Origin of the sequence: Bacillus sp. LJBS06 (assembly GCF_016924995.1) — a bacterium.
GTDB classification, from domain to species: Bacteria; Bacillota; Bacilli; order Bacillales; family Bacillaceae; genus Bacillus; species Bacillus stercoris.
In genome coordinates this window covers 3,710,510-3,732,732 of record NZ_CP070483.1, presented here as the reverse complement: position 1 = coordinate 3,732,732, position 22,223 = coordinate 3,710,510, and the positions used below count along the sequence as shown (strand labels likewise).

Sequence of the window (22,223 nt, the reverse complement as noted above, 5' to 3'; positions counted from 1 at the left end):
AATAAAAGAAACGAAGTCGCCGTTTCTTTTTTCTTCATATATAATAGAGAAAAATAAGGGGTGACTGACATGGATATTATTTTTGTCTGTACTGGAAATACGTGCCGCAGCCCAATGGCTGAGGCGCTTTTTAAATCAATTGCAGAAACGGAAGGGCTGAATGTCAGTGTCCGCTCGGCAGGCGTGTTTGCTTCGCCTAATGGGAGAGCGACGCCTCATGCAGTCGAAGCGCTGTTTGAAAAACACATTGCCCTTAATCATGTGTCTTCTCCATTAACTGAAGAACATATGGAATCGGCAGATTTGGTTCTGGCTATGACCCATCAGCACAAACAGATCATTGCCAGCCAATTTGGACGTTATCGTGATAAAGTGTTTACATTAAAAGAATATGTCACAGGCAGCCATGGGGATGTTATCGATCCGTTCGGCGGCTCAATTGACATCTATAAACAAACGCGAGATGAGCTTGAAGAACTTCTTCGGCAGCTGGCAAAACAGCTGAAAAAAGAAGGCAGGTAAGTTGCCAGAATATCTGCAAACAGGTCATTTGCAAATCCTGCGTGAAGGAGTAGAATATAGTGAAAAGCACATCATATGGTGTGAATCAAAGAGCGGACAGGCTGCGCGGTCAATAAAGCGGGCGGGCCGCATCACACACGCTGGGAGGAAAAGCAGATGAAAGTAGCCATTGCATCGGATCATGGCGGCGTTCACATTCGAAATGAAATCAAAGATTTAATGGACGAATTGCAAATTGAATATATTGATATGGGCTGCGACTGCGGCAGCGGCTCTGTCGATTATCCGGATTATGCTTTTCCGGTGGCCGAAAAAGTGGTTAGCGGCGAAGTTGACAGAGGAATTTTAATTTGCGGGACAGGCATCGGCATGAGCATTTCCGCAAATAAAGTAAAAGGGATTCGCTGCGCGCTGGCGCACGATACCTTCAGCGCCAAGGCGACGAGGGAGCATAATGACACAAACATCCTTGCGATGGGTGAACGGGTGATCGGCCCTGGTTTGGCTCGGGAAATCGCAAAAATCTGGCTGACCACTGAGTTTACCGGGGGAAGACACCAAACGCGTATTGGAAAAATCTCAGATTATGAAGAGAAAAACCTGTAGGGGTGCTGTTGAATGAATGAGATGAAACAAACGTGGAAGGCGATGCTGTCTGAGTTTCAGGAACAAGCTGAATTGAAACAAGATCAGCTTTTCGTCCTTGGATGCAGCACGAGTGAAGTGGCCGGCAGCCGGATCGGCACATCGGGGAGTGTAGACATTGCAGAAAGCATCTTCAGCGGACTTGCCGAGCTTCGGGAAAAAACGGGAATCCATCTCGCGTTTCAATGCTGCGAGCATTTGAACAGAGCGCTTGTTGTCGAAGCAGACACGGCCCGGCTGTTCAGGCTTCCAACCGTTTCTGCCGTGCCCGTTCCAAAAGCGGGGGGCGCGATGGCGTCTTATGCGTTTAAACAGATGAAGTCTCCTGTTCTTGTTGAAACCATTCAGGCTGACGCAGGAATCGATATAGGCGATACGTTTATCGGCATGCATCTGAAGCCGGTGGCTGTCCCTGTGCGTGTCTCTCAAAACAGCCTCGGTTCAGCCCATGTGACATTCGCGCGTACACGGCCGAAACTAATCGGCGGAGTGCGGGCGGTTTATGATTGCGAATGAAAGGACTGCATGGCCAGTCTTTTCTTTTATTTTAAGACAGTGATATAAATTCCGAACTTTAAATTAAATTTAAGTAATCATTATTCGTTTTTACCAATAAAAATTTAGATTTTTTAAAAATAATCTTTTACATCGGCCTTAAAAACCATGTACAATAGTGATGGTAAAACAAAGAACAGGATACGGATAGGAGAGGATCTCGCTGATGAAACATTTACCTGCGCAAGACGAACAAGTGTTTAACGCCATTAAAAATGAGCGTGAACGCCAACAGACTAAGATCGAATTGATTGCTTCTGAGAACTTTGTAAGTGAAGCGGTTATGGAAGCACAAGGATCTGTTTTGACAAATAAATACGCAGAAGGATATCCGGGCAAACGCTACTACGGCGGATGCGAGCACGTCGATGTCGCTGAAGATATCGCTCGTGACCGCGCGAAGGAAATCTTTGGAGCGGAGCATGTAAACGTTCAGCCGCATTCAGGCGCACAAGCAAATATGGCAGTGTACTTCACGATTTTGGAGCAAGGCGATACTGTACTTGGGATGAACCTCTCCCACGGCGGCCATTTAACACACGGAAGCCCAGTCAACTTCAGCGGTGTTCAATATAACTTTGTTGAGTACGGCGTAGATAAAGAAACTCAATATATTGATTACGATGACGTGCGTGAAAAAGCCCTCGCTCATAAACCGAAGCTTATTGTAGCAGGAGCAAGTGCGTATCCTCGTACAATCGACTTTAAGAAATTCCGTGAAATTGCTGATGAAGTCGGCGCTTACTTCATGGTGGATATGGCGCATATCGCAGGACTTGTTGCGGCAGGCCTTCATCCAAACCCGGTTCCTTATGCTGATTTCGTTACAACAACAACACATAAAACACTTCGCGGTCCTCGCGGCGGTATGATCCTTTGCCGTGAAGAGTTTGGCAAGAAAATTGATAAATCAATCTTCCCTGGCATTCAAGGCGGCCCGCTGATGCACGTTATTGCCGCAAAAGCTGTTTCATTCGGCGAAGTATTGCAGGACGATTTCAAAACATATGCACAAAACGTCATTTCAAACGCGAAACGTTTGGCTGAAGCGTTAACGAAAGAGGGCATCCAGCTTGTTTCAGGCGGAACTGACAACCACCTTATCCTTGTTGACCTTCGTTCTCTCGGACTGACTGGTAAGGTTGCAGAGCACGTACTTGATGAAATCGGTATTACATCTAACAAAAACGCGATTCCATACGATCCTGAAAAACCTTTCGTTACAAGCGGTATCCGTCTTGGTACAGCTGCTGTAACCAGCCGCGGTTTTGACGGAGACGCATTGGAAGAAGTCGGTGCTATCATTGCGCTTGCATTGAAAAACCACGAAGATGAAGGGAAACTTGAAGAAGCTAGACAGCGTGTAGCTGCTCTGACTGATAAATTTCCTTTATATAAAGAATTAGATTATTAAGATCCAAAAAACCCGCATGGCGCTTATGCCCGGCGGGTTTTTTTACGATGTTCTTGAAACTCAATGTCTTTTTTTGTAGAATCAATAGAAGTGTGTAATTGTTGATGGACAATAAAAAAGGAGCTGAAACACAGTATGGGAAAGGTTTATGTATTTGATCATCCTTTAATTCAGCACAAGCTGACATATATACGGAATGAAAATACAGGTACGAAGGATTTTAGAGAGTTAGTAGATGAAGTAGCCACACTTATGGCATTTGAAATTACCCGCGATCTTCCTTTGGAAGAAGTGGACATCAATACACCGGTTCAGGCTGCAAAATCGAAAGTCATCTCAGGGAAAAAACTCGGAGTGGTTCCTATCCTAAGAGCAGGATTGGGAATGGTAGACGGCATTTTAAAGCTGATTCCCGCTGCAAAAGTGGGGCATGTCGGCCTTTACCGTGATCCTGAAACCTTAAAACCCGTGGAATACTATGTCAAGCTTCCTTCTGATGTGGAAGAGCGTGAATTCATCGTGGTTGACCCGATGCTCGCTACAGGCGGTTCCGCAGTTGAAGCCATTCACAGCCTCAAAAAACGCGGTGCGAAAAATATCCGTTTCATGTGTCTTGTAGCAGCGCCGGAGGGTGTGGAAGAATTGCAGAAGCATCATTCGGACGTTGATATTTACATCGCGGCGCTTGATGAAAAATTAAACGAAAAAGGCTATATTGTTCCAGGTCTCGGAGACGCGGGAGACCGCATGTTTGGAACAAAATAAAAAAGAAAACCCCAAAATAAAGGGGTTCTTTTTTTATCCAGTTTTTTGATATTCGGTCAATTTGTATACAATTATAGGTGAAAATGTGAACATTCTGTGGAGACGTAAAGTATAAAAAGTTTTTTAACTTTAAACAGATTGACACATGTTAGGGGCTATTGTATGCTAAACGAGGGTATTATGAGAAGGTTTTCATAGCTTTCATTATAGTCCTCATCCCCAATGTAAATCCTCTCAGCAAACCCGTATTATGAGGATTTATTTAAGCGAATGAAACAGCATCCCTGCAAGGCTTGCGGATGAATGATTTTTTCGAACAGGCCCGTTTTTTGCCGGTCAAAAAAGGTCTTCTACTAAGGGTTAACCGCTGATTTTTGCCGTATCCAAGCTATACATTATTTTTTCATCAGGAGACAGATAATTGATGGACGATCCCAAGCTTACATTTAGCAGACAACGCAAATATTTATTGTTCATTTTGGCAGTGTATGTACTGGGTTATGGTTTAACAGCGTATAAAACCGTTTTTTTAGGCCTTATTCTGGGAACTGTTTTCAGTTTGTTTAATTTTTTACTGCTCGTCAGGAGAATGAATGCTTTTGACAGAGCTGTTGAGAAAGGAAAGTCCATACGATCTCTCGGGAGCGCAGCGCGGTGGTGCAATGCGATTCTTGCTGTGGCTGTCGCCTATAAAAATCCCGAATATTTTCATATGGCAAGTACAGTTATTGGATTAATGACAATATACCCTGTCATTATGATAGATTCCTTTATCCAGCTTAAACGTTCATCAATGGAAGAGAGGTGAAAACCCTTTGAATCATGGTTACAGAACTATAGAATTTCTAGGTCTTACTTTTAATCTGACAAACATTCTGATGATTACTGTGGCGAGTGTGATTGTTTTATTGATTGCTATATTAACGACAAGAACGCTTTCGATCCGTCCTGGAAAAGCCCAGAACTTTATGGAATGGATTGTTGATTTCGTCCGCAATATTATTGGCAGTACAATGGATTTAAAAACAGGGGCTAACTTCTTGGCACTTGGTGTCACATTGCTGATGTACATATTTGTGTCGAATATGCTGGGGCTGCCGTTTTCTATTACAATCGGACATGAGCTCTGGTGGAAGTCTCCGACAGCGGATCCTGCCATTACATTAACGCTAGCCGTGATGGTTGTTGCTTTAACCCACTACTATGGTGTGAAGATGAAAGGGCTCAAGGAATATTCCAAAGATTATTTGAGACCTGTGCCATTCATGCTCCCGATGAAAATCATCGAAGAGTTTGCGAATACGCTGACTCTCGGTTTGCGGCTTTATGGTAACATCTTCGCCGGAGAGATTCTTCTCGGCCTGCTTGCAGGATTAGCGACAAGCCACTATTCGCAAAGCGTGGCTCTAGGTCTTGTCGGTACAGTCGGCGCGATTCTGCCGATGCTGGCATGGCAAGCATTCAGTTTATTTATTGGTGCCATCCAGGCATTTATCTTTACGATGCTGACGATGGTGTACATGTCTCATAAAATCAGTCATGATCATTAAAACATTATATCCAAACGGATAACATTTTAAAGGAGGAACTTTTTCATGAATTTAATAGCAGCTGCGATCGCAATTGGTTTAGGCGCACTTGGTGCAGGTATTGGTAACGGTTTGATTGTTTCACGTACGGTAGAGGGGATTGCCCGTCAACCGGAAGCAGGTAAAGAACTAAGAACTCTTATGTTCATGGGTATCGCATTAGTTGAAGCCCTTCCTATTATCGCTGTCGTTATCGCATTCTTAGCGTTCTTTGGCTAAGCATAAAAGCCTTATATGAACTAAAAATGGCGAAGATCATTCCAAGAGAACCTTCGCCATTGCTTTATGTCTGATAAGCATCCCGCCTTGCCGGCTGAAAAGAGACAAGTGCGGCTGCTGGATCAGCAAAGAAAAACCTGCAGAAGGGAGTTGCCGTAGTAGATGTCTCAATTACCACTTGAACTAGGATTGTCGTTTAACGGCGGAGATATCCTGTTCCAACTGTTAGCTATGTTAATCTTATTAGCGCTTCTGAAGAAATACGCTTTAGGGCCGCTATTAAACATAATGAAACAGCGTGAAGACCACATCGCTGGAGAAATTACGTCTGCTGAAGAAAAAAATAAAGAAGCGCAGCAGCTGATTGAAGAGCAGCGCGTTCTTTTAAAAGAAGCAAGACAGGAATCCCAAACTCTTATCGAAAACGCAAAGAAACTGGGAGAGAAGCAAAAAGAAGAGATTATTCAGGCTGCACGTGCAGAATCTGAACGTCTGAAAGAAGCAGCAAGAACTGAAATCGTGAAGGAAAAAGAACAGGCGGTTTCTGCTCTCCGTGAGCAAGTAGCGTCTCTTTCTGTCATGATTGCGTCGAAAGTGATCGAAAAAGAACTGGATGAACAAGCTCAAGAGAAATTAATCCAGGACTATCTTAAAGAGGTAGGAGAAAGCCGATGAGTGGATCAGCTGTCTCTAAACGATATGCATCAGCTCTTTTTGATATAGCCAATGAGTCCGCTCAGCTGAATCAAGTAGAAGAAGAGCTAATTGTTGTAAAACAAGTATTTCAAAATGAAAAAGCGCTTAATGATGTGTTAAACCATCCGAAGGTGCCGGCTGCGAAGAAAAAAGAGCTGATTCAACATGCATTTGGCTCTTTGTCACAGTCCGTACTCAATACGATTTTTCTTTTGATTGACCGCCATCGTGCCGCGATTGTCCCTGAGCTCACAGATGAGTTTATCAAACTCGCAAATGTGGCCCGTCAAACAGAAGACGCAATCGTATATTCAGTGAAACCGCTGACGGATGCAGAAATGTTACCATTATCACAAGTGTTTGCAAAAAAAGCCGGAGTCGCTTCACTGAGAATCAGAAATGAAGTGCAGACGGATTTAATAGGCGGCATTAAAGTCCGCATTGGAAACCGGATTTATGACGGCAGCGTAAGCGGGAAGCTTCAGCGCATCGAACGTCAATTAGCCGGGGAAAATCGATAGAAGGGGTGAAACCTAAGTGAGCATCAAAGCTGAAGAGATTAGCACACTGATAAAACAGCAAATACAAAATTATCAATCTGATATTGAAGTTCAAGACGTAGGTACAGTCATCCAAGTCGGTGACGGTATTGCTCGTGTGCACGGCCTTGACAACTGTATGGCCGGTGAACTTGTCGAATTTTCAAACGGTGTTTTGGGTATGGCTCAAAACCTTGAAGAATCAAACGTAGGTATCGTCATCTTAGGACCTTTCAGTGAGATCCGTGAGGGAGACGAAGTAAAAAGAACAGGCCGCATCATGGAGGTCCCTGTTGGTGAAGAGTTAATCGGCCGTATCGTAAATCCGCTAGGCCAGCCGGTAGACGGACTTGGCCCGATCCTGACAAGCAAAACTCGTCCGATCGAAAGCCCTGCGCCAGGCGTTATGGACCGTAAATCCGTTCATGAACCGCTTCAAACCGGTATCAAAGCGATCGATGCACTGATTCCAATCGGCCGCGGCCAGCGTGAGCTGATCATCGGTGACCGTCAAACAGGTAAAACATCTGTTGCGATCGATGCGATCCTGAACCAAAAAGACCAAGACATGATCTGCGTATATGTAGCGATCGGTCAAAAAGAATCAACAGTCCGCGGCGTAGTAGAAACATTGCGTAAACACGGCGCGCTTGATTATACAATTGTTGTAACGGCGTCTGCATCACAGCCGGCACCGCTTCTGTACCTGGCACCGTATGCTGGGGTTACAATGGCAGAAGAATTTATGTACAGCGGCAAGCACGTTCTTGTTGTATATGATGATCTTTCTAAACAAGCAGCTGCTTACCGTGAGCTGTCCTTGCTTCTTCGCCGTCCGCCAGGCCGTGAAGCGTTCCCTGGGGATGTATTCTATCTTCATTCCCGTCTGCTTGAGCGTGCAGCAAAGCTTAGCGACGCGAAAGGCGCAGGATCAATTACAGCTCTGCCGTTCGTAGAAACACAAGCCGGAGATATCTCTGCTTATATTCCGACGAACGTCATTTCCATCACCGACGGACAGATCTTCCTGCAATCTGATTTGTTCTTCTCAGGCGTACGTCCAGCGATCAACGCCGGATTGTCTGTATCCCGTGTCGGCGGCTCAGCGCAAATCAAAGCGATGAAAAAAGTATCAGGTACTTTGCGTCTTGACCTTGCGTCATACCGTGAGCTGGAAGCATTCGCTCAATTCGGTTCTGACCTCGACCAAGCGACTCAGGCAAAACTGAACCGCGGTGCGCGTACAGTTGAAGTGCTGAAGCAGGATCTGAACAAGCCGCTTCCGGTTGAAAACCAAGTAGCCATTCTTTATGCGCTGACAAAAGGATATCTTGATGATATTCCTGTGGCGGATATCAGACGTTTTGAAGAAGAGTACTACATGTACCTTGACCAAAACCATAGAGACCTGCTTGACGGAATTGCGAAAACAGGAAACCTTCCTGCTGATGAAGACTTCAAAGCTGCAATCGAAGGCTTCAAACGCACATTTGCACCAAGCAACTAACTCGAATGCTGATGAGAGAAAAAGGTTCTCTTTTTCTCTCTTTTTACGCAGATGAAGAGAAAAGGTGGTGAAATCTTTGGCCTCATTACGCGATATTAAGTCAAGGATCACGTCAACGAAAAAAACGAGCCAGATTACAAAAGCCATGCAGATGGTATCTGCGGCTAAGCTGAATCGTGCTGAAAACAATGCAAAATCATTTGTGCCATATATGGATAAAATCCAAGAGGTTGTGTCAAACGTCGGGAGAGTTTCCGGCAACGTGAAGCATCCGATGCTTCTCAGCAGAGAAGTGAAAAAAACGGCATACCTTGTCATTACGTCTGACCGCGGTCTTGCCGGCGCTTTTAACAGTTCGGTTTTACGAAGTGCTTATCAGGCCATGCAGGAACGTCATCAGTCTAAGGATGAGTATGCGGTGATTGCCATCGGAAGAGTGGGCCGTGATTTCTTTAGGAAACGTGAGATTCCGATCATTTCCGAGTTAACAGGGCTTGGAGATGAAGTAACGTTTACAGAAATTAAGGATCTTGCCCGTCAAACGATCCAAATGTTTATAGACGGTGCGTTTGATGAACTGCACCTTGTTTATAACCATTTTGTCAGCGCCATTTCTCAAGAAGTAACGGAGAAAAAACTTCTGCCGTTATCTGATTTGGGCAGCAGCGGCGGAAAAAGAACGGCGTCTTATGAATTTGAACCATCTGAAGAGGAGGTTCTGGAGGTTTTGCTTCCTCAATATGCAGAAAGCTTAATCTTCGGTGCGCTTCTTGACAGTAAAGCAAGTGAGCACGCTGCAAGAATGACGGCGATGAAAAATGCGACAGATAACGCGAAGGAACTTATCGATTCACTTTCGCTTTCATACAACCGTGCTCGCCAAGCAGCCATCACACAAGAAATTACGGAAATTGTCGGCGGAGCAGCCGCTTTAGAATAGAAAGATTTTGTCAGGAGGGATAGCGATGAAGAAAGGACGCGTTAGCCAGGTATTAGGACCGGTCGTCGACGTGCGTTTTGAAGACGGTCACTTGCCTGAAATTTATAATGCGATTAAAATTTCACAGCCAGCTGCAAGTGAAAACGAAGTAGGTATTGATTTAACGCTTGAGGTCGCTCTTCATTTAGGCGATGATACAGTACGTACAATCGCAATGGCATCTACGGATGGTGTTCAGCGCGGTATGGAAGCTGTAGATACAGGAGCGCCAATCTCAGTACCGGTTGGTGATGTAACACTCGGACGTGTATTTAACGTTCTTGGAGAAAATATTGATTTGAATGAGCCGGTTCCTGCGGATGCGAAAAAGGATCCGATTCACAGACAGGCTCCTTCATTCGATCAGCTTTCAACAGAAGTTGAAATTCTTGAAACAGGTATTAAAGTTGTTGACTTGCTTGCTCCTTACATCAAGGGCGGTAAAATCGGATTGTTCGGCGGTGCCGGTGTAGGTAAAACCGTATTAATCCAGGAATTAATCAACAACATCGCGCAAGAGCATGGCGGTATCTCTGTATTCGCCGGCGTAGGAGAGCGTACTCGTGAAGGGAACGACCTTTTCTATGAAATGAGTGACTCTGGCGTAATCAACAAAACAGCCATGGTATTCGGACAAATGAACGAGCCGCCGGGCGCACGTATGCGTGTTGCTTTGACAGGCCTAACAATGGCTGAGCACTTCCGTGATGTACAAGGACAGGACGTACTGTTCTTCATCGATAACATTTTCCGTTTCACACAAGCGGGTTCTGAGGTTTCAGCCCTTCTTGGCCGTATGCCTTCTGCGGTTGGTTATCAGCCGACGCTTGCAACTGAAATGGGTCAGCTCCAAGAGCGTATCACGTCTACGAACGTTGGATCAGTTACATCTATCCAGGCGATCTACGTGCCTGCCGATGACTACACTGACCCGGCGCCGGCGACAACGTTCGCTCACTTGGATGCGACAACAAACCTTGAGCGTAAATTAACTGAAATGGGTATTTACCCTGCGGTTGATCCGTTGGCATCTACATCACGCGCCCTTGCTCCTGAAATTGTTGGAGAAGAGCATTATGCTGTTGCACGTGAAGTACAGTCAACGCTTCAGCGTTACAAAGAGCTTCAAGATATCATTGCGATTCTCGGTATGGATGAATTAAGTGATGAAGACAAGCTTGTCGTTCAACGCGCACGCCGTATCCAGTTCTTCCTTTCTCAAAACTTCCACGTGGCTGAACAGTTCACTGGACAAAAAGGTTCTTACGTGCCTGTAAAAGAGACGGTACAAGGCTTCAAAGAAATCTTAGCCGGTAAATACGACCATCTTCCAGAAGATGCGTTCCGTCTTGTAGGCCGTATCGAAGAAGTTGTTGAGAAAGCAAAAGAAATGGGTGTAGAAGTTTAATCTGGTCCTAGGAGGGTAAAAGCATGAAGACCGTTAAAGTCAATATCGTTACTCCCGACGGCCCAGTATACGATGCGGATATCGAAATGGTGAGTGTGAGAGCCGAAAGCGGCGATCTCGGTATTTTGCCAGGTCATATTCCAACCGTGGCTCCTCTTAAAATCGGCGCTGTCCGTCTGAAAAAAGACGGACAGACTGAAATGGTTGCCGTCAGCGGCGGATTTGTAGAAGTCCGTCCTGATCAGGTCACCATCCTAGCCCAGGCTGCCGAGACAGCGGAAGGCATCGATAAAGAGCGCGCTGAAGCTGCACGCCAGCGGGCGCAGGAGCGTTTGAATTCTCAATCAGATGATACTGACATTCGTCGGGCTGAGCTTGCGTTACAGCGGGCTTTGAACAGATTGGATGTAGCAGGGAAATAAGAAAAAATCCTTCTCTTTATGAGAAGGATTTTTTTTATGAACGCACTAGAGAATCAAACAGCGACAGCAGCGGGCGATCCTCTTTTTGGCGCAAGTATAAACCATCACAGGTATTCATGGTATTCCACGATTTGCGATGTCTTCTAAAGCCCAGTGTATAAGCGCCGTCTTTATACGGATAAGGTTTTACAACCCATTCAGCATCTTCATGGCGGGCAATCACGCAATCTATAAGATAAACACTGATCATTTTCTCGAATTCTTCAATAGGAAGATTCCAATCAGCAAGCAAAAGCTCTTGTATACTTTGAAAATAGAGGTTTTCCAGCTCTTCAAGGCTTTCTCTCGTATAGGTAAGAGAAATGTTAAAAAACTGACACAATTCATTCAGTTCTTCAATCTGTGACTGTCTATAATCATAATAGAATGCAATTGCTTCCCATTCCTGTTCAAAAATTGGCAGGTCCTCACCATATTGCTTTTCAGGCTGAAAAAAAGAATGATTCACATTTGCCAGCTCCTTTCCAATAAAGTATATCATGTAAAAGAATCACACTTTAAGTGGGGGTTAGCCCTAGATTTGGCTGATTATTCCGTTCTGTATAAAATGTATCATCTTTATCTGCGCTTCTTATATAATAAGAAAGGGTATGAGCGCAGAGAAAGGAGTGTAATAGATGAGTGTATTGGGACAGCAGGCTGCAATCGGCATTGTCGTTCACCTGATTTTTATAGCAGTGACTTGGTGGGCGCTGCAAGCCGTCAATATAGATCCGCTAATCAAAAAAGGCAAAGTCGTGCAGGCAAGACTCCTGATGATTTTGCTGACAATCGCTATTGGAACGGCGGTTGCGAATTTCTTTTTAGATTACCTCAATTATTCACAGCAGCTTCCCTATCTATTTTAATAGGTTTTGACTATCGTCATCATGGGAATGGTTGGAGGAAGCGGGGTTGAAGCTATAGCTCGAGTTTTGACGAAGATTTTTACGTATGGCGCCTCTTGCCTCCGGTAAAACTGGGGATAAGGGGGAGAGATGAACATGAAGAAAAAACAAGTAAGCCACGCCATTATGATTTCCGTCATATTAAGCTTCGTCATTGCTGTTTTCCATACCATTCATGCGAGTGAATTAACGCCGTTGGCACAAATAGCAGAGGGGATGGAACGCCAAGATGTGTCAATAGATAAGTGGACTTTGCATGCAAAACAAAACATGTCACTGACCGAAAAAGAATTTGATCAAAAAGTGCAACGTTTAAAATCAGAGTATCGTCAATATGATTGGACGATTGCGCAGGAAGATAAAGTCGTAAAGGCAATTGGCACATATACTGACAAAAAAAATCGCACTTCTTTTAGACTGCAGCTTGTCACAACCCTCAAAAAACACAACCCAACTTCGTATTTATTATATGAGCAAATGAGTCTTGAGACACCGGATAGCTGGAATGATACATATGAACAGTTTGAACGGGAGACACTTGGGATATTCCAAGAAAAAGTAGTTATTTTTACTTGTCTAAATGGTCATTTAGATGATAATATGAATATTGTTTTGCAAAAAAAAGCAAATCAGTTATTAAATGAATTTCAAGCAAGATCAGTAGAACATGTAGTTGAGCCAAATTTCGTTTCTATTTCTGCGTTTACAGATGAGTGGGAAGAGTACATTATGACCTCGAAACATAAGATGAATTTGCAAATTGCACTTAGAAGTGCAGGAATGGGCGGAAAACATACCGTTACGGTTGGCACACCAATCGTTACGACTGAATATTAATATAGAGAATTTAGGGACGCGGAGGGGAATACCTTGGAAAAAATCATCGTCCGCGGCGGTCAGAAGTTAAACGGCACAGTCAAAGTTGAAGGCGCTAAAAATGCCGTTTTACCTGTTATCGCTGCATCTTTATTAGCAAGTGAAGAAAAAAGCGTAATTTGTGATGTACCTACGCTCTCCGATGTATATACAATTAACGAAGTGTTGCGTCATTTAGGAGCAGATGTGCATTTTGAGAATAATGAAGTGACTGTGAATGCTTCATACGCTTTGCAAACTGAAGCACCTTTTGAATATGTTCGTAAAATGCGTGCGTCTGTGCTTGTCATGGGGCCGCTTCTTGCGCGTACAGGTCATGCAAGAGTTGCGCTTCCGGGTGGATGCGCAATTGGTTCCAGACCGATTGATCAGCATTTAAAAGGTTTTGAAGCAATGGGCGCTGAAATCAAAGTCGGTAATGGCTTCATTGAAGCTGAAGTAAAAGGCCGACTGCAAGGCGCAAAAATTTATCTGGACTTCCCAAGTGTAGGAGCTACAGAGAACCTGATTATGGCAGCTGCTTTAGCTGAAGGAACAACAACGCTGGAAAACGTGGCGAAAGAACCCGAAATCGTTGATTTAGCAAACTATATCAACGGCATGGGCGGAAAAATCCGCGGAGCTGGCACCGGCACCATCAAAATTGAAGGAGTCGAAAAGCTTCACGGCGTAAAACACCATATTATTCCTGACCGTATTGAAGCGGGCACATTTATGGTTGCTGCTGCAATCACTGAAGGAAACGTATTAGTAAAAGGAGCGGTTCCTGAGCACCTCACCTCTTTAATCGCAAAAATGGAAGAGATGGGTGTAACAATTAAGGATGAAGGTGAAGGCCTGCGTGTCATCGGCCCGAAAGAACTGAAACCGATTGATATCAAAACAATGCCTCACCCGGGCTTCCCGACTGATATGCAGTCACAAATGATGGCGCTTCTGCTTCGTGCAAGCGGCACAAGCATGATTACAGAAACTGTTTTTGAAAACCGTTTTATGCATGCGGAAGAATTCCGCCGTATGAATGGTGATATCAAGATTGAAGGACGTTCTGTCATCATTAACGGTCCTGTACAGCTTCAGGGAGCTGAAGTTGCAGCGACTGATTTGCGTGCAGGTGCAGCGCTGATTCTTGCGGGGTTAGTGGCTGAAGGTCACACACGTGTTACTGAACTGAAGCACTTAGACCGCGGTTACGTTGATTTCCATAAGAAGCTTGCTGGTCTGGGCGCAGACATCGAACGTGTAAATGATGAGTCTGCTTCTGAGCAAGAGAATAAAGAAGTCGTTTCTGACTTAAATGCATAAACTTACTTGAAAATCAGTATGTCACTCTGGCATACTGGTTTTTTATTTTTTGTGTATTATCATCATTATGCGCAAAATAGCAAAAAAGAATACGTAAATGACAAATAAAGTTTCTGTCCAAAACGAGAGTCATATTAGCTTGTCCCTGCCCATAGACTAGACTAGAGTCGAATCCCGAGCAGGAGGCAGCTGAATATGAAACAATTCGCAATCACACTATCCGTACTATGTGCATTGATTCTCTTGGTTCCCACACTCTTGGTTATACCATTCCAGCATAATAAGGAAGCGGGGGCCAGTGTAGAATCAGAAAAGACAGCAGTCAGCACGAAACCAGCATCGAAAGGAGCAGAAACATTGAAAGCATCACCTGTTTCTATTCCCGTCTATCGAACCGCAAATCAATCCGTAGAAAACATTCCGCTTGAAGAGTATGTGATTGGAGTCGTCGCCTCCGAAATGCCGGCAACCTTTAAACCTGAAGCGCTGAAAGCCCAGGCCCTCGCCGCCAGAACATTTATTGTCAGACTGATGGTGTCAAATTCAGCGGTAGAGGCCCCTAAAGGCTCACTGGTGGATGATACACAAATGTTCCAGGTGTATAAAAACAAAGCGGAGCTGAAAAAACAGTGGGGCACAAGCTATGAATCAAAACTGAAGAAAATCACTGATGCGGTTGCCAGTACGCAAGGCAAAATCCTAACGTACAACAACCAGCCGATTGAAGCCTCCTTTTTCTCCACAAGCAATGGCTATACAGAGAATGCAGAAGCTTATTGGACAAGTGCTATCCCATATTTAAAAAGCGTCAAAAGCCCATGGGATAAAAAGTCTCCGAAATATAAGTCAACAAAAACCTTTACAGCGGCAGAGTTTGAGCAAAAGCTCGGCGTCAAGCTTGATGGGTCTAGCGCAGTAGGAAGGATTACCGGAGAGACACCGGGCCACCAGGTCGCAACAGCCGTCATTAACGGCAAGACGCTGAAAGGAAGAGACATACGTGAAAAGCTGGGCCTCAACTCCGCCGATTTTGAATGGAAGCGAAATGGAGACACAATTACAGTCACGACGAGAGGATTTGGCCACGGTGTAGGGATGAGCCAATACGGAGCGAATTTTATGGCGAAAGAAGGAAAAACGGTTGATGACATCGTGAAGTACTATTATCAGGGCACACAAATTTCTGAGGCCGATTCGTTTTTGAATAAATATATGGCGAAAAAGTAGAAAAAGACGCTCATTGAGCGTCTTTTTCTATTCCTGAATGTCTTTTATCTAAGGGCGGTTGAAACGGTTTAGAGGAGCTTCTGACAGTCTTTAAGGACCAGTCCTTTTTTCCTGATTGCAGGTTTTAAGATTGTGGTAAAGTCATCCACATTTGTCGACAGACTTCGACAGACTCATATAACGAAAGCCGAAAGGCGGACAATCTTCTTTTTTCATAGGAGCGTTAGGTGGAAATCACTAATAAAAACATAGGTTTCTATGCAAAAGTAAACAACAGCAATGGGGAAGCCCGCCCTATTTATTTCTCGGTTTTTGTCGATTACGATAGGTTATGTTCAGCGTTGAACATCTGCACGCAGAAACAAATTGGTAAAGGGGTACGAACATGAAGAAAAGATTTTCACTGATCATGATGACGGGATTGTTATTTGGATTAACTTCACCTGCTTTTGCAGCTGAAAAGAAAGAAACGGAGGCTAAAGCTCCTGCGAACGTGGCAGTCTTGCTTGATGCCAGCGGAAGTATGGCGAAAAGAATAGACGGTGTCTCTAAATTTAATTCAGCCAAAAAAGAAATTTCAAAGTTTGCAAGCTCACTGCCAGAAGGAACTCAGGTGAAAATGAGTGTGTTTGGCTCTGAAGGAAACAATAAAAATTCCGGAAAAGTTCAGTCATGTGAAGCCATTCGCAACGTATACGGCTTCCAAAGCTTTAACGAGCAAAGCTTCCTCAATTCTCTCAATACAATTGGGCCGACTGGCTGGACGCCAATTGCCAAAGCGCTGAATGAGGCGAAATCTTCTTTTGACCAGCTTGACGCAAAAGGGGAAAAAGTGGTGTATCTGTTGACAGACGGTGAGGAAACGTGCGGAGGAAATCCGATTAAAACAGCAAAGGAACTGCAAAAAGACAATATCACTGTGAATGTGATCGGTTTTGATTATAAAGAGGGATACAAAGGACAGCTGAACGCGATTGCGAAAGTAGGCGGCGGTGAATACTTCCCTGCTTATACTCAAAAAGATGTTGAGAAAATCTTCACTCAGCAATCATTGATGTTATCTAAATAAGAAAAAAAGAGGCTGATAGCGGTCAGCCTCTTTTTGGTATGTAACATAATGTTCAAAAGTAATCAGGTATCAGCCTGTAGCATAGTAGCAGATTTCCGTTTTTCTGTGATGATCAAGGCGAAAAAAGAATGAATCATGTCACAATATGCATATGCTTTTTGGGCGAAAAAGGCTACATATCAACGGAATTTCAAGTGATTTTGAACAGGAAGTGAAAGCAGCACAAAAGGCAGCTTGCCCTATATCTTTTTGCATTTTCATATTCTAGCATAAAGAAGAATCCAACTATAGTTGGAAAATATGATAAAGAAAGGAAGAAAAACATGAAAAAAAAACTGCTGGCTGCCGGCATCATTGGATTGCTGACTGTCTCCTTTGCCTCCCCGTCTTTTGCAGCTGAGAAACAGACTGACACAAATGTAGCTGTTTTGTTTGATGGAAGCGGAAGCATGATTCAAAAAACAGGGGGAGAGCGCAAAATAGACATTGCCAAAAAATCAGTAAAGTCTTTTGCCGAGCTGCTTCCGAAGGATACAAATCTTATGCTTCGCGTTTTCGGACATGCTGGAAACAATAAATTGTCCGGCAAAGCTCTTTCATGCAGCACGACGGAAACCATTTACGGCCTTCATCCATATGAAGGGTCTCTGTTTGACAATTCATTGAGTGAGATCAAGCCGACTGGCTGGACACCGATTGCCAAAGCACTTTCAGATACAAGAAAAGAATTTGAAGCTTTTGGCGCTGACGGAAAAAATGTGGTGTACTTAATCACTGACGGTGAAGAAACGTGCGGCGGAGATCCTGCGGCGGAAATCGAAAAGCTTCGTGCGTCGAATGTGGACACGATCGTAAATATTATTGGCTTCAACTTTGATGTTAAAGGCAATGAAGAGATGAAACAAGCGGCTGTAGCTGGAGGCGGAGAATACATTTCAGCGAACAGTGCGGATGAGTTTGAACAGGCTTGGGAAAAAGAAGCACAAAAATTTACTGAGTAAGGAATCTAATGATCAGGCGCTCCCCCAGGCGCCTTTTTTTATTGGTTTAAAAACAGCTTGGGCGGGAATGATACCTTTAAAAGGGGTTGAACATATGAAGTTATTAGGAATGATTTTTCTTATAGCCACCGTGGCATTCATATTGATTGGTGTTCTTCTAAAACTGGCAGCCTTCTTTTTTGTCAGCATTCTCACCTTAATCGCAGCTATCGTGCTGTTTACGGTCCTGAGAAAGAATCAGCACAATCAAACATAGAGTCCTTTGTACAGAGGGGCTCTTTTTTATGTCTCAGAATTCGACAAAATCCGAGGAGTGTGAAAAAATATAAAGGCAGGAACATTGCGGAGGGGAAGAGACATTGAACGATAAAGCAACTGCGGTCAGGGATGTATGGCGCTATGAACAAGGGGAAATAAGCAAAATAAAAGACCGGATGGTGACGGAATACCCTTTGACAGTGATACTGAATGGCAGTGAATTTGTGACGCTCGTTTGCACGCCTGAGCATATCAAAGAGCTTGTCATCGGATTTCTCGCATCAGAGGGTGTTATACGATTTCAAAAAGAGATTAAAAGGTTTACAATAGATGAAAGTCTCGGTTTTGTTTATGTCGACCTCGTTCATCCTGAGACATTGGATCAAAAGGATTATACGAAACGGGTGATCGGCTCATGCTGCGGAAAGGGCCGTCATTTTTATTTTCAGCAGGATGTCAAAACAGCCAAGACGGCTGTCAGCCAAATCAAGATATCGCCTGATGCATGTCTGGCGCTTATGAAAGACATGCAACAAAGGAGCGGGACGTTTCAGGAGACGGGAGGCGTCCATAATGCGGCGCTATGCGACACAGAGAAACTGCTGTTGATGCGCACAGATATCGGCCGGCACAATGCACTTGATAAATTATACGGACATTGCCTTCTAAATGGGATGTCCGTCCGTGACAAACTGATTGTGTTCAGCGGCAGAATCTCATCAGAAGTTCTGTTAAAGGCGGCAAAAATCGGCGTGTCGATTGTCATTTCCAAATCGGCCCCGACGGAGCTTGCGATTCAAATGGCGGAAGAATTGAATATCACAGCGATCGGATTTGTCAGAAACGAATCATTTAATGTATATACACACCCTGAGAGAATCGGGGGATAGGAAGGGGCTGTAGCTATGATTACAGAGTCGCGTCAGATGTTGGATAAGAGAAACAGACCGCTGAGAGACCTTCGCATTTCTGTTACAGACCGCTGCAACTTCCGATGCACGTACTGTATGCCCGCCGAATTATTCGGTCCGGACTATCCTTTTTTAAAGAAAGAGGAGCTGCTTTCATTTGAGGAGCTGGAACGGCTTGCGACACTTTTTGTCACAAGATTTGGCGTTGAAAAAATCCGCTTGACCGGCGGAGAGCCCCTCATGAGAAAGGATATGCCGGAACTAATCAAAAAACTGGCCCGCATTCCGGGTGTCCGTGATATTGCGATGACGACAAACGGTTCACTGCTGCCTGTTTATGCGGAGAGGCTCAAGGAAGCCGGGCTGAAACGGGTTACGATCAGCCTTGATTCTTTAGAGGATGAGCGTTTTAAAAAGATAAACGGGCGCGGCGTTTCTGTCAGCAAGGTGCTGGAAGGCATTGAAGCGGCGAAGCAAGCGGGGCTCGGTGTTAAAATCAATATGGTCGTCCAAAAGGGCGTCAATGAAAAAGATATACTGCCAATGGCCCGTTATTTTAAAGAAAAAGGCCATATCCTGAGATTCATTGAATTTATGGACGTAGGCAATACCAACCAATGGGAAAAGAAAGACGTTATGACGAAGGCGGAAATCATAGATTTGATCAATGAACACATGCCGGTTGAGCCGATAGCGCCTAATTATACAGGCGAAGTGGCTTCCAGATTCCGCTACTTGGACGGCTCCGGAGAAATCGGCGTCATCTCATCTGTATCTGATGCGTTCTGCGGATCTTGCAACAGGGCCCGTCTTTCTGCGAGGGGTGAGCTGTTCACCTGTTTATTTGCTTCAAGCGGATTTGACCTCAGAGCTCCGGTTCGTCAGGAACTAAGTGATGACGAACTGTCAGAAATGATCGGCACAGTCTGGAAAAACCGGATCGATCAGTATTCAGTCGATCGTACGCTATCAAAAGCATCAGGCAAAAAGAAAGTGGAAATGTCTTATATTGGCGGTTAATATGAAGTCAAAAGCTTATCGGCGCTGTCCGGTAAGCTTTTTTTATCAAAATCTGAGTGCAAAAAATTCGTATAAAAACCGAAATATATAAGGATAGGCATAAAGAAGGATTCATTGTAAGAAAAATTAATTCCAAAGCCATACATTATGATAAAATATAACCAATTAGAAAATAGAAAGGGTTGGAGGGGCATGGCCGCGTACGAGATCCCGTCATCTCAAGTAGGAGTGAAAATCAATAAGTGGTATAAGCACATTTTAGCATTTCAAGTGGCTGATGCCGTAAAGCTGAAGAAAGAAATTGATCAAGACATAGAACAGATGGAAGAGGATCAGCTGCTTCTCTTGTATTATCAGCTGATCAGCTACAGGCACCAAATTATGCTGGATTATGTAAAGCCCGACCTGCACGAGGAATCTCAGCTTCAATATCGTGAATTGATCAAAAGGCTGGAAAGCAATCAGGACAGCATCTCCGGATTATCTGAGTATTATTTTCACTTGTTTAGAGGAATGTACGAATTTGAACAGAACAATTACATCTCCGCTATATCCTTTTACCGGAAAGCTGAGAAGATGCTTGCGTTTGTAGAAGATGAAATTGAAAGAGCGGAATTTCATTTTAAGGTGGCAGAAGTCTTTTATATTATGAAGCAGACGCACTTTTCCATGAACCACGCCGTACAGGCGCTGGAGACGTATAAGGCTAATGATTTTTACAGAGTCAGAAGAATTCAATGTCATTTCGTCATATCAGGAAACTACATAGACTACAGAAATTATGAAAAAGCGCTTGAGCATTTGGATGACGCATACCGTCTTGCTTTATTGGAGGGACAGCCCCGTTTGATCGGATCAGCCCTTTATAATATCGGGAATTGCTATGATGACAAGGGGGAGCTGGATCAAGCCGCCGAATACTTTGAAAAAGCGCTTCCTGTCTTCGAGGATTATCATCTGGAACAGCTTCCAAAAACGCTCTTCAGCCTGACCCGCGTTCTTTTCAAAAAACAAGATGCCGAGGCTGCCATGCACTACTATGAAAAGGGAATTGCCATCGCCAAAAAGCGTAACGACTTCTTCAGTCTGGCAAAATATAAATTTCTGCAGGCCTTATATGTGGAATCTGTCAATTTGGATATGATTCAAGAAGTATTTGATTATATGGAAGAAAAAGGCTTGTACGTATATATTGAAGAATTTGCTTTAGATGCTGCCTCCCATTTCAGTCATCGTGAGCAATATAAAGAAGCGGTGTATTTTTATGAAAAAGCGGTCAGCATGAGAGAGATGATTCAAAGGAACGATTGTTTATATAAAGTATGAAACAAAACCATCTGCGGGCAGATGGTTTTTTTATATGCAAAAAAAGGGGAGCATCGGAACGTTTATTTCCGGGGAGAACAGGAAAAATCGCTACAGCACTGTTTTTTGTACAAAAGCCGTTTTGGGATGCAGATATACATGATTGATTGAGGGGGAATTCGATGTTTGGTTTCAATGATATGGTGAAGTTTCTATGGTCTTTCCTCATTGTTCTGCCGCTTGTACAGATCATACATGTTTCGGGGCACAGCTTTATGGCCTTTATTTTTGGCGGAAAAGGCTCATTGGATATTGGAATGGGAAAAACACTGCTTAAGATTGGGCCAATACGGTTCAGAACGATTTATTTTATCGATTCTTTTTGCCGATACGGGGATTTGAAGATTGACAATCGATTCTCAAATGCACTCGTGTATGCCGGAGGCTGCCTGTTTAATCTGATTACGATTTTTGCAGTCAATCTGCTGATTATACACAGTGTATTAAAGCCGAATGTGTTTTTCTATCAGTTTGTCTATTTTTCTACGTATTACGTGTTTTTTGCCCTGCTGCCGGTTCGGTATTCAGAGAAGAAGTCATCAGACGGGCTGGCGATATACAAAGTGCTCCGTTACGGAGAGCGCTACGAAATCGATAAATAACATTGGAATGTTTAGTGCCTCTCAGATCGGGAAGGTAACAAGTACACACATAAATGAGGGGAGAGAATCAACATGGGTAACGATAGTGTAAAAGACAAAATGAAAGGCGGCTTTAATAAAGCCAAAGGAGAAGTGAAGGATAAAGCCGGAGATATGACTGACAGAACGGACATGAAGGCTGAAGGCAAAAAAGATAAGGCGAAAGGCGAAATCCAAAAGGATATCGGGGAAGCCAAGGATAAATTCTCAGATAAAGATTAATCATACGGAAGAGGCAGGAAACGATATGTTTCTTGTCTCTTTTTTTGTTCACTTTTTCTGATGTGAATAAATATAACAAAAAAAGCATCTGATTTGGTCAAAATATCTAAATTTTTCAAAT

General features: G+C 43.9%; 27 protein-coding genes. 26 read left to right on the top strand and 1 reads right to left on the bottom strand.

The window, feature by feature from the left end; translation table 11 throughout:
• Positions 1–69: 69 nt before the first annotated feature.
• The 14 genes from prpB (at position 70) to JQX68_RS18890 (ending at position 11,260) form a co-directional block, all read left to right on the top strand.
• Positions 70–522 carry a protein arginine phosphatase PrpB gene (gene prpB, locus JQX68_RS18955; RefSeq protein WP_040081549.1) on the top strand — a complete coding sequence of 151 codons (453 nt, stop codon included), beginning with the start codon at positions 70–72 and terminating at the stop codon, positions 520–522.
• Between the two features lie 156 nt (positions 523–678).
• Positions 679–1,128 carry a ribose 5-phosphate isomerase B gene (gene rpiB / locus JQX68_RS18950; protein ID WP_014665723.1) on the top strand — a complete coding sequence of 150 codons (450 nt, stop codon included), beginning with the start codon at positions 679–681 and terminating at the stop codon, positions 1,126–1,128.
• Between the two features lie 12 nt (positions 1,129–1,140).
• Positions 1,141–1,683, top strand: coding sequence for a TIGR01440 family protein (locus JQX68_RS18945; RefSeq protein ID WP_147772645.1), 543 nt, complete (start codon positions 1,141–1,143; stop codon positions 1,681–1,683).
• A gap of 205 nt (positions 1,684–1,888) precedes the next feature.
• A complete protein-coding gene (glyA, locus tag JQX68_RS18940) occupies positions 1,889–3,136 on the top strand; it encodes a serine hydroxymethyltransferase (RefSeq protein WP_014665721.1) in 1,248 nt (415 codons plus the stop codon).
• Between the two features lie 135 nt (positions 3,137–3,271).
• A complete protein-coding gene (upp, locus tag JQX68_RS18935; protein WP_003227670.1) occupies positions 3,272–3,901 on the top strand; it encodes a uracil phosphoribosyltransferase in 630 nt (209 codons plus the stop codon).
• Positions 3,902–4,325: 424 nt separating this feature from the next.
• Positions 4,326–4,709: an ATP synthase subunit I gene (atpI, locus tag JQX68_RS18930; RefSeq protein WP_003243159.1), complete on the top strand. Its 384-nt coding sequence runs from the start codon at positions 4,326–4,328 to the stop codon at positions 4,707–4,709.
• 7 nt (positions 4,710–4,716) lie between these two features.
• Positions 4,717–5,451 (top strand): F0F1 ATP synthase subunit A, encoded by a 735-nt coding sequence (atpB, locus tag JQX68_RS18925; protein WP_014665720.1) that lies wholly within the window; start codon positions 4,717–4,719, stop codon positions 5,449–5,451.
• A 45-nt stretch (positions 5,452–5,496) separates the two neighbouring features.
• Positions 5,497–5,709 carry a F0F1 ATP synthase subunit C gene (atpE, locus tag JQX68_RS18920; RefSeq protein ID WP_003151167.1) on the top strand — a complete coding sequence of 71 codons (213 nt, stop codon included), beginning with the start codon at positions 5,497–5,499 and terminating at the stop codon, positions 5,707–5,709.
• Between the two features lie 162 nt (positions 5,710–5,871).
• Complete coding sequence (gene atpF / locus JQX68_RS18915; RefSeq protein ID WP_003244051.1) at positions 5,872–6,384, top strand: F0F1 ATP synthase subunit B; 513 nt, start codon at positions 5,872–5,874, stop codon at positions 6,382–6,384.
• Positions 6,381–6,926: a F0F1 ATP synthase subunit delta gene (locus JQX68_RS18910; protein ID WP_014665718.1), complete on the top strand. Its 546-nt coding sequence runs from the start codon at positions 6,381–6,383 to the stop codon at positions 6,924–6,926. Before atpF ends, JQX68_RS18910 begins: the two co-directional genes overlap by 4 nt.
• A 16-nt stretch (positions 6,927–6,942) precedes the next feature.
• On the top strand, positions 6,943–8,451 hold the full coding sequence (gene atpA / locus JQX68_RS18905; protein WP_040081551.1) for a F0F1 ATP synthase subunit alpha: 1,509 nt from the start codon (positions 6,943–6,945) through the stop codon (positions 8,449–8,451).
• 76 nt (positions 8,452–8,527) lie between these two features.
• Positions 8,528–9,391, top strand: a complete 864-nt coding sequence (gene atpG / locus JQX68_RS18900) for an ATP synthase F1 subunit gamma (protein WP_040081552.1) — start codon at positions 8,528–8,530, stop codon at positions 9,389–9,391.
• Positions 9,392–9,416: 25 nt separating this feature from the next.
• On the top strand, positions 9,417–10,838 hold the full coding sequence (gene atpD, locus JQX68_RS18895; protein WP_003235764.1) for a F0F1 ATP synthase subunit beta: 1,422 nt from the start codon (positions 9,417–9,419) through the stop codon (positions 10,836–10,838).
• 23 nt (positions 10,839–10,861) lie between these two features.
• Positions 10,862–11,260 (top strand): F0F1 ATP synthase subunit epsilon, encoded by a 399-nt coding sequence (locus JQX68_RS18890; protein WP_014478254.1) that lies wholly within the window; start codon positions 10,862–10,864, stop codon positions 11,258–11,260.
• A gap of 34 nt (positions 11,261–11,294) precedes the next feature.
• Here the strand turns inward: JQX68_RS18890 and JQX68_RS18885 are convergent, their stop codons facing one another.
• Positions 11,295–11,768 (bottom strand): hypothetical protein, encoded by a 474-nt coding sequence (locus JQX68_RS18885; protein ID WP_041521440.1) that lies wholly within the window; start codon positions 11,766–11,768, stop codon positions 11,295–11,297.
• A 169-nt stretch (positions 11,769–11,937) separates the two neighbouring features.
• Between JQX68_RS18885 and JQX68_RS18880 the strand changes: the two genes are divergently transcribed.
• The 12 genes from JQX68_RS18880 to JQX68_RS18825 all read left to right on the top strand — a co-directional run bounded on the left by JQX68_RS18880 (position 11,938) and on the right by JQX68_RS18825 (position 22,102).
• The gene (locus tag JQX68_RS18880; protein ID WP_003227691.1) at positions 11,938–12,168 is read left to right on the top strand and encodes a DUF1146 family protein; all 231 of its coding nucleotides are present in this window, start codon (positions 11,938–11,940) and stop codon (positions 12,166–12,168) included.
• A 135-nt stretch (positions 12,169–12,303) separates the two neighbouring features.
• Positions 12,304–13,044 carry a YwmB family TATA-box binding protein gene (locus tag JQX68_RS18875; RefSeq protein ID WP_041521439.1) on the top strand — a complete coding sequence of 247 codons (741 nt, stop codon included), beginning with the start codon at positions 12,304–12,306 and terminating at the stop codon, positions 13,042–13,044.
• A 33-nt stretch (positions 13,045–13,077) separates the two neighbouring features.
• Positions 13,078–14,388, top strand: a complete 1,311-nt coding sequence (gene murA, locus JQX68_RS18870) for a UDP-N-acetylglucosamine 1-carboxyvinyltransferase (RefSeq protein ID WP_014665712.1) — start codon at positions 13,078–13,080, stop codon at positions 14,386–14,388.
• Positions 14,389–14,583: 195 nt separating this feature from the next.
• Positions 14,584–15,615 carry a stage II sporulation protein D gene (gene spoIID / locus JQX68_RS18865; RefSeq protein ID WP_205440381.1) on the top strand — a complete coding sequence of 344 codons (1,032 nt, stop codon included), beginning with the start codon at positions 14,584–14,586 and terminating at the stop codon, positions 15,613–15,615.
• A 385-nt stretch (positions 15,616–16,000) separates the two neighbouring features.
• Positions 16,001–16,684 (top strand): vWA domain-containing protein, encoded by a 684-nt coding sequence (locus JQX68_RS18860; protein ID WP_024571497.1) that lies wholly within the window; start codon positions 16,001–16,003, stop codon positions 16,682–16,684.
• Positions 16,685–17,007: 323 nt separating this feature from the next.
• Entirely contained in the window at positions 17,008–17,685 is a 678-nt protein-coding gene (locus JQX68_RS18855) for a vWA domain-containing protein (protein WP_014665708.1), read from the top strand.
• 94 nt (positions 17,686–17,779) lie between these two features.
• Positions 17,780–17,941 (top strand): hypothetical protein, encoded by a 162-nt coding sequence (locus JQX68_RS18850; protein ID WP_014665707.1) that lies wholly within the window; start codon positions 17,780–17,782, stop codon positions 17,939–17,941.
• A 103-nt stretch (positions 17,942–18,044) separates the two neighbouring features.
• Positions 18,045–18,833, top strand: a complete 789-nt coding sequence (fdhD, locus tag JQX68_RS18845) for a formate dehydrogenase accessory sulfurtransferase FdhD (protein ID WP_014665706.1) — start codon at positions 18,045–18,047, stop codon at positions 18,831–18,833.
• 15 nt (positions 18,834–18,848) lie between these two features.
• On the top strand, positions 18,849–19,874 hold the full coding sequence (gene moaA, locus JQX68_RS18840) for a GTP 3',8-cyclase MoaA (RefSeq protein WP_040081560.1): 1,026 nt from the start codon (positions 18,849–18,851) through the stop codon (positions 19,872–19,874).
• 192 nt (positions 19,875–20,066) lie between these two features.
• On the top strand, positions 20,067–21,200 hold the full coding sequence (gene rapB / locus JQX68_RS18835) for a response regulator aspartate phosphatase RapB (RefSeq protein ID WP_205440380.1): 1,134 nt from the start codon (positions 20,067–20,069) through the stop codon (positions 21,198–21,200).
• Positions 21,201–21,361: 161 nt separating this feature from the next.
• The gene (locus tag JQX68_RS18830) at positions 21,362–21,841 is read left to right on the top strand and encodes a hypothetical protein (RefSeq protein ID WP_014665701.1); all 480 of its coding nucleotides are present in this window, start codon (positions 21,362–21,364) and stop codon (positions 21,839–21,841) included.
• 72 nt (positions 21,842–21,913) lie between these two features.
• Positions 21,914–22,102 carry a stress response protein CsbD gene (locus JQX68_RS18825; protein ID WP_014665700.1) on the top strand — a complete coding sequence of 63 codons (189 nt, stop codon included), beginning with the start codon at positions 21,914–21,916 and terminating at the stop codon, positions 22,100–22,102.
• Positions 22,103–22,223: the final 121 nt, after the last annotated feature.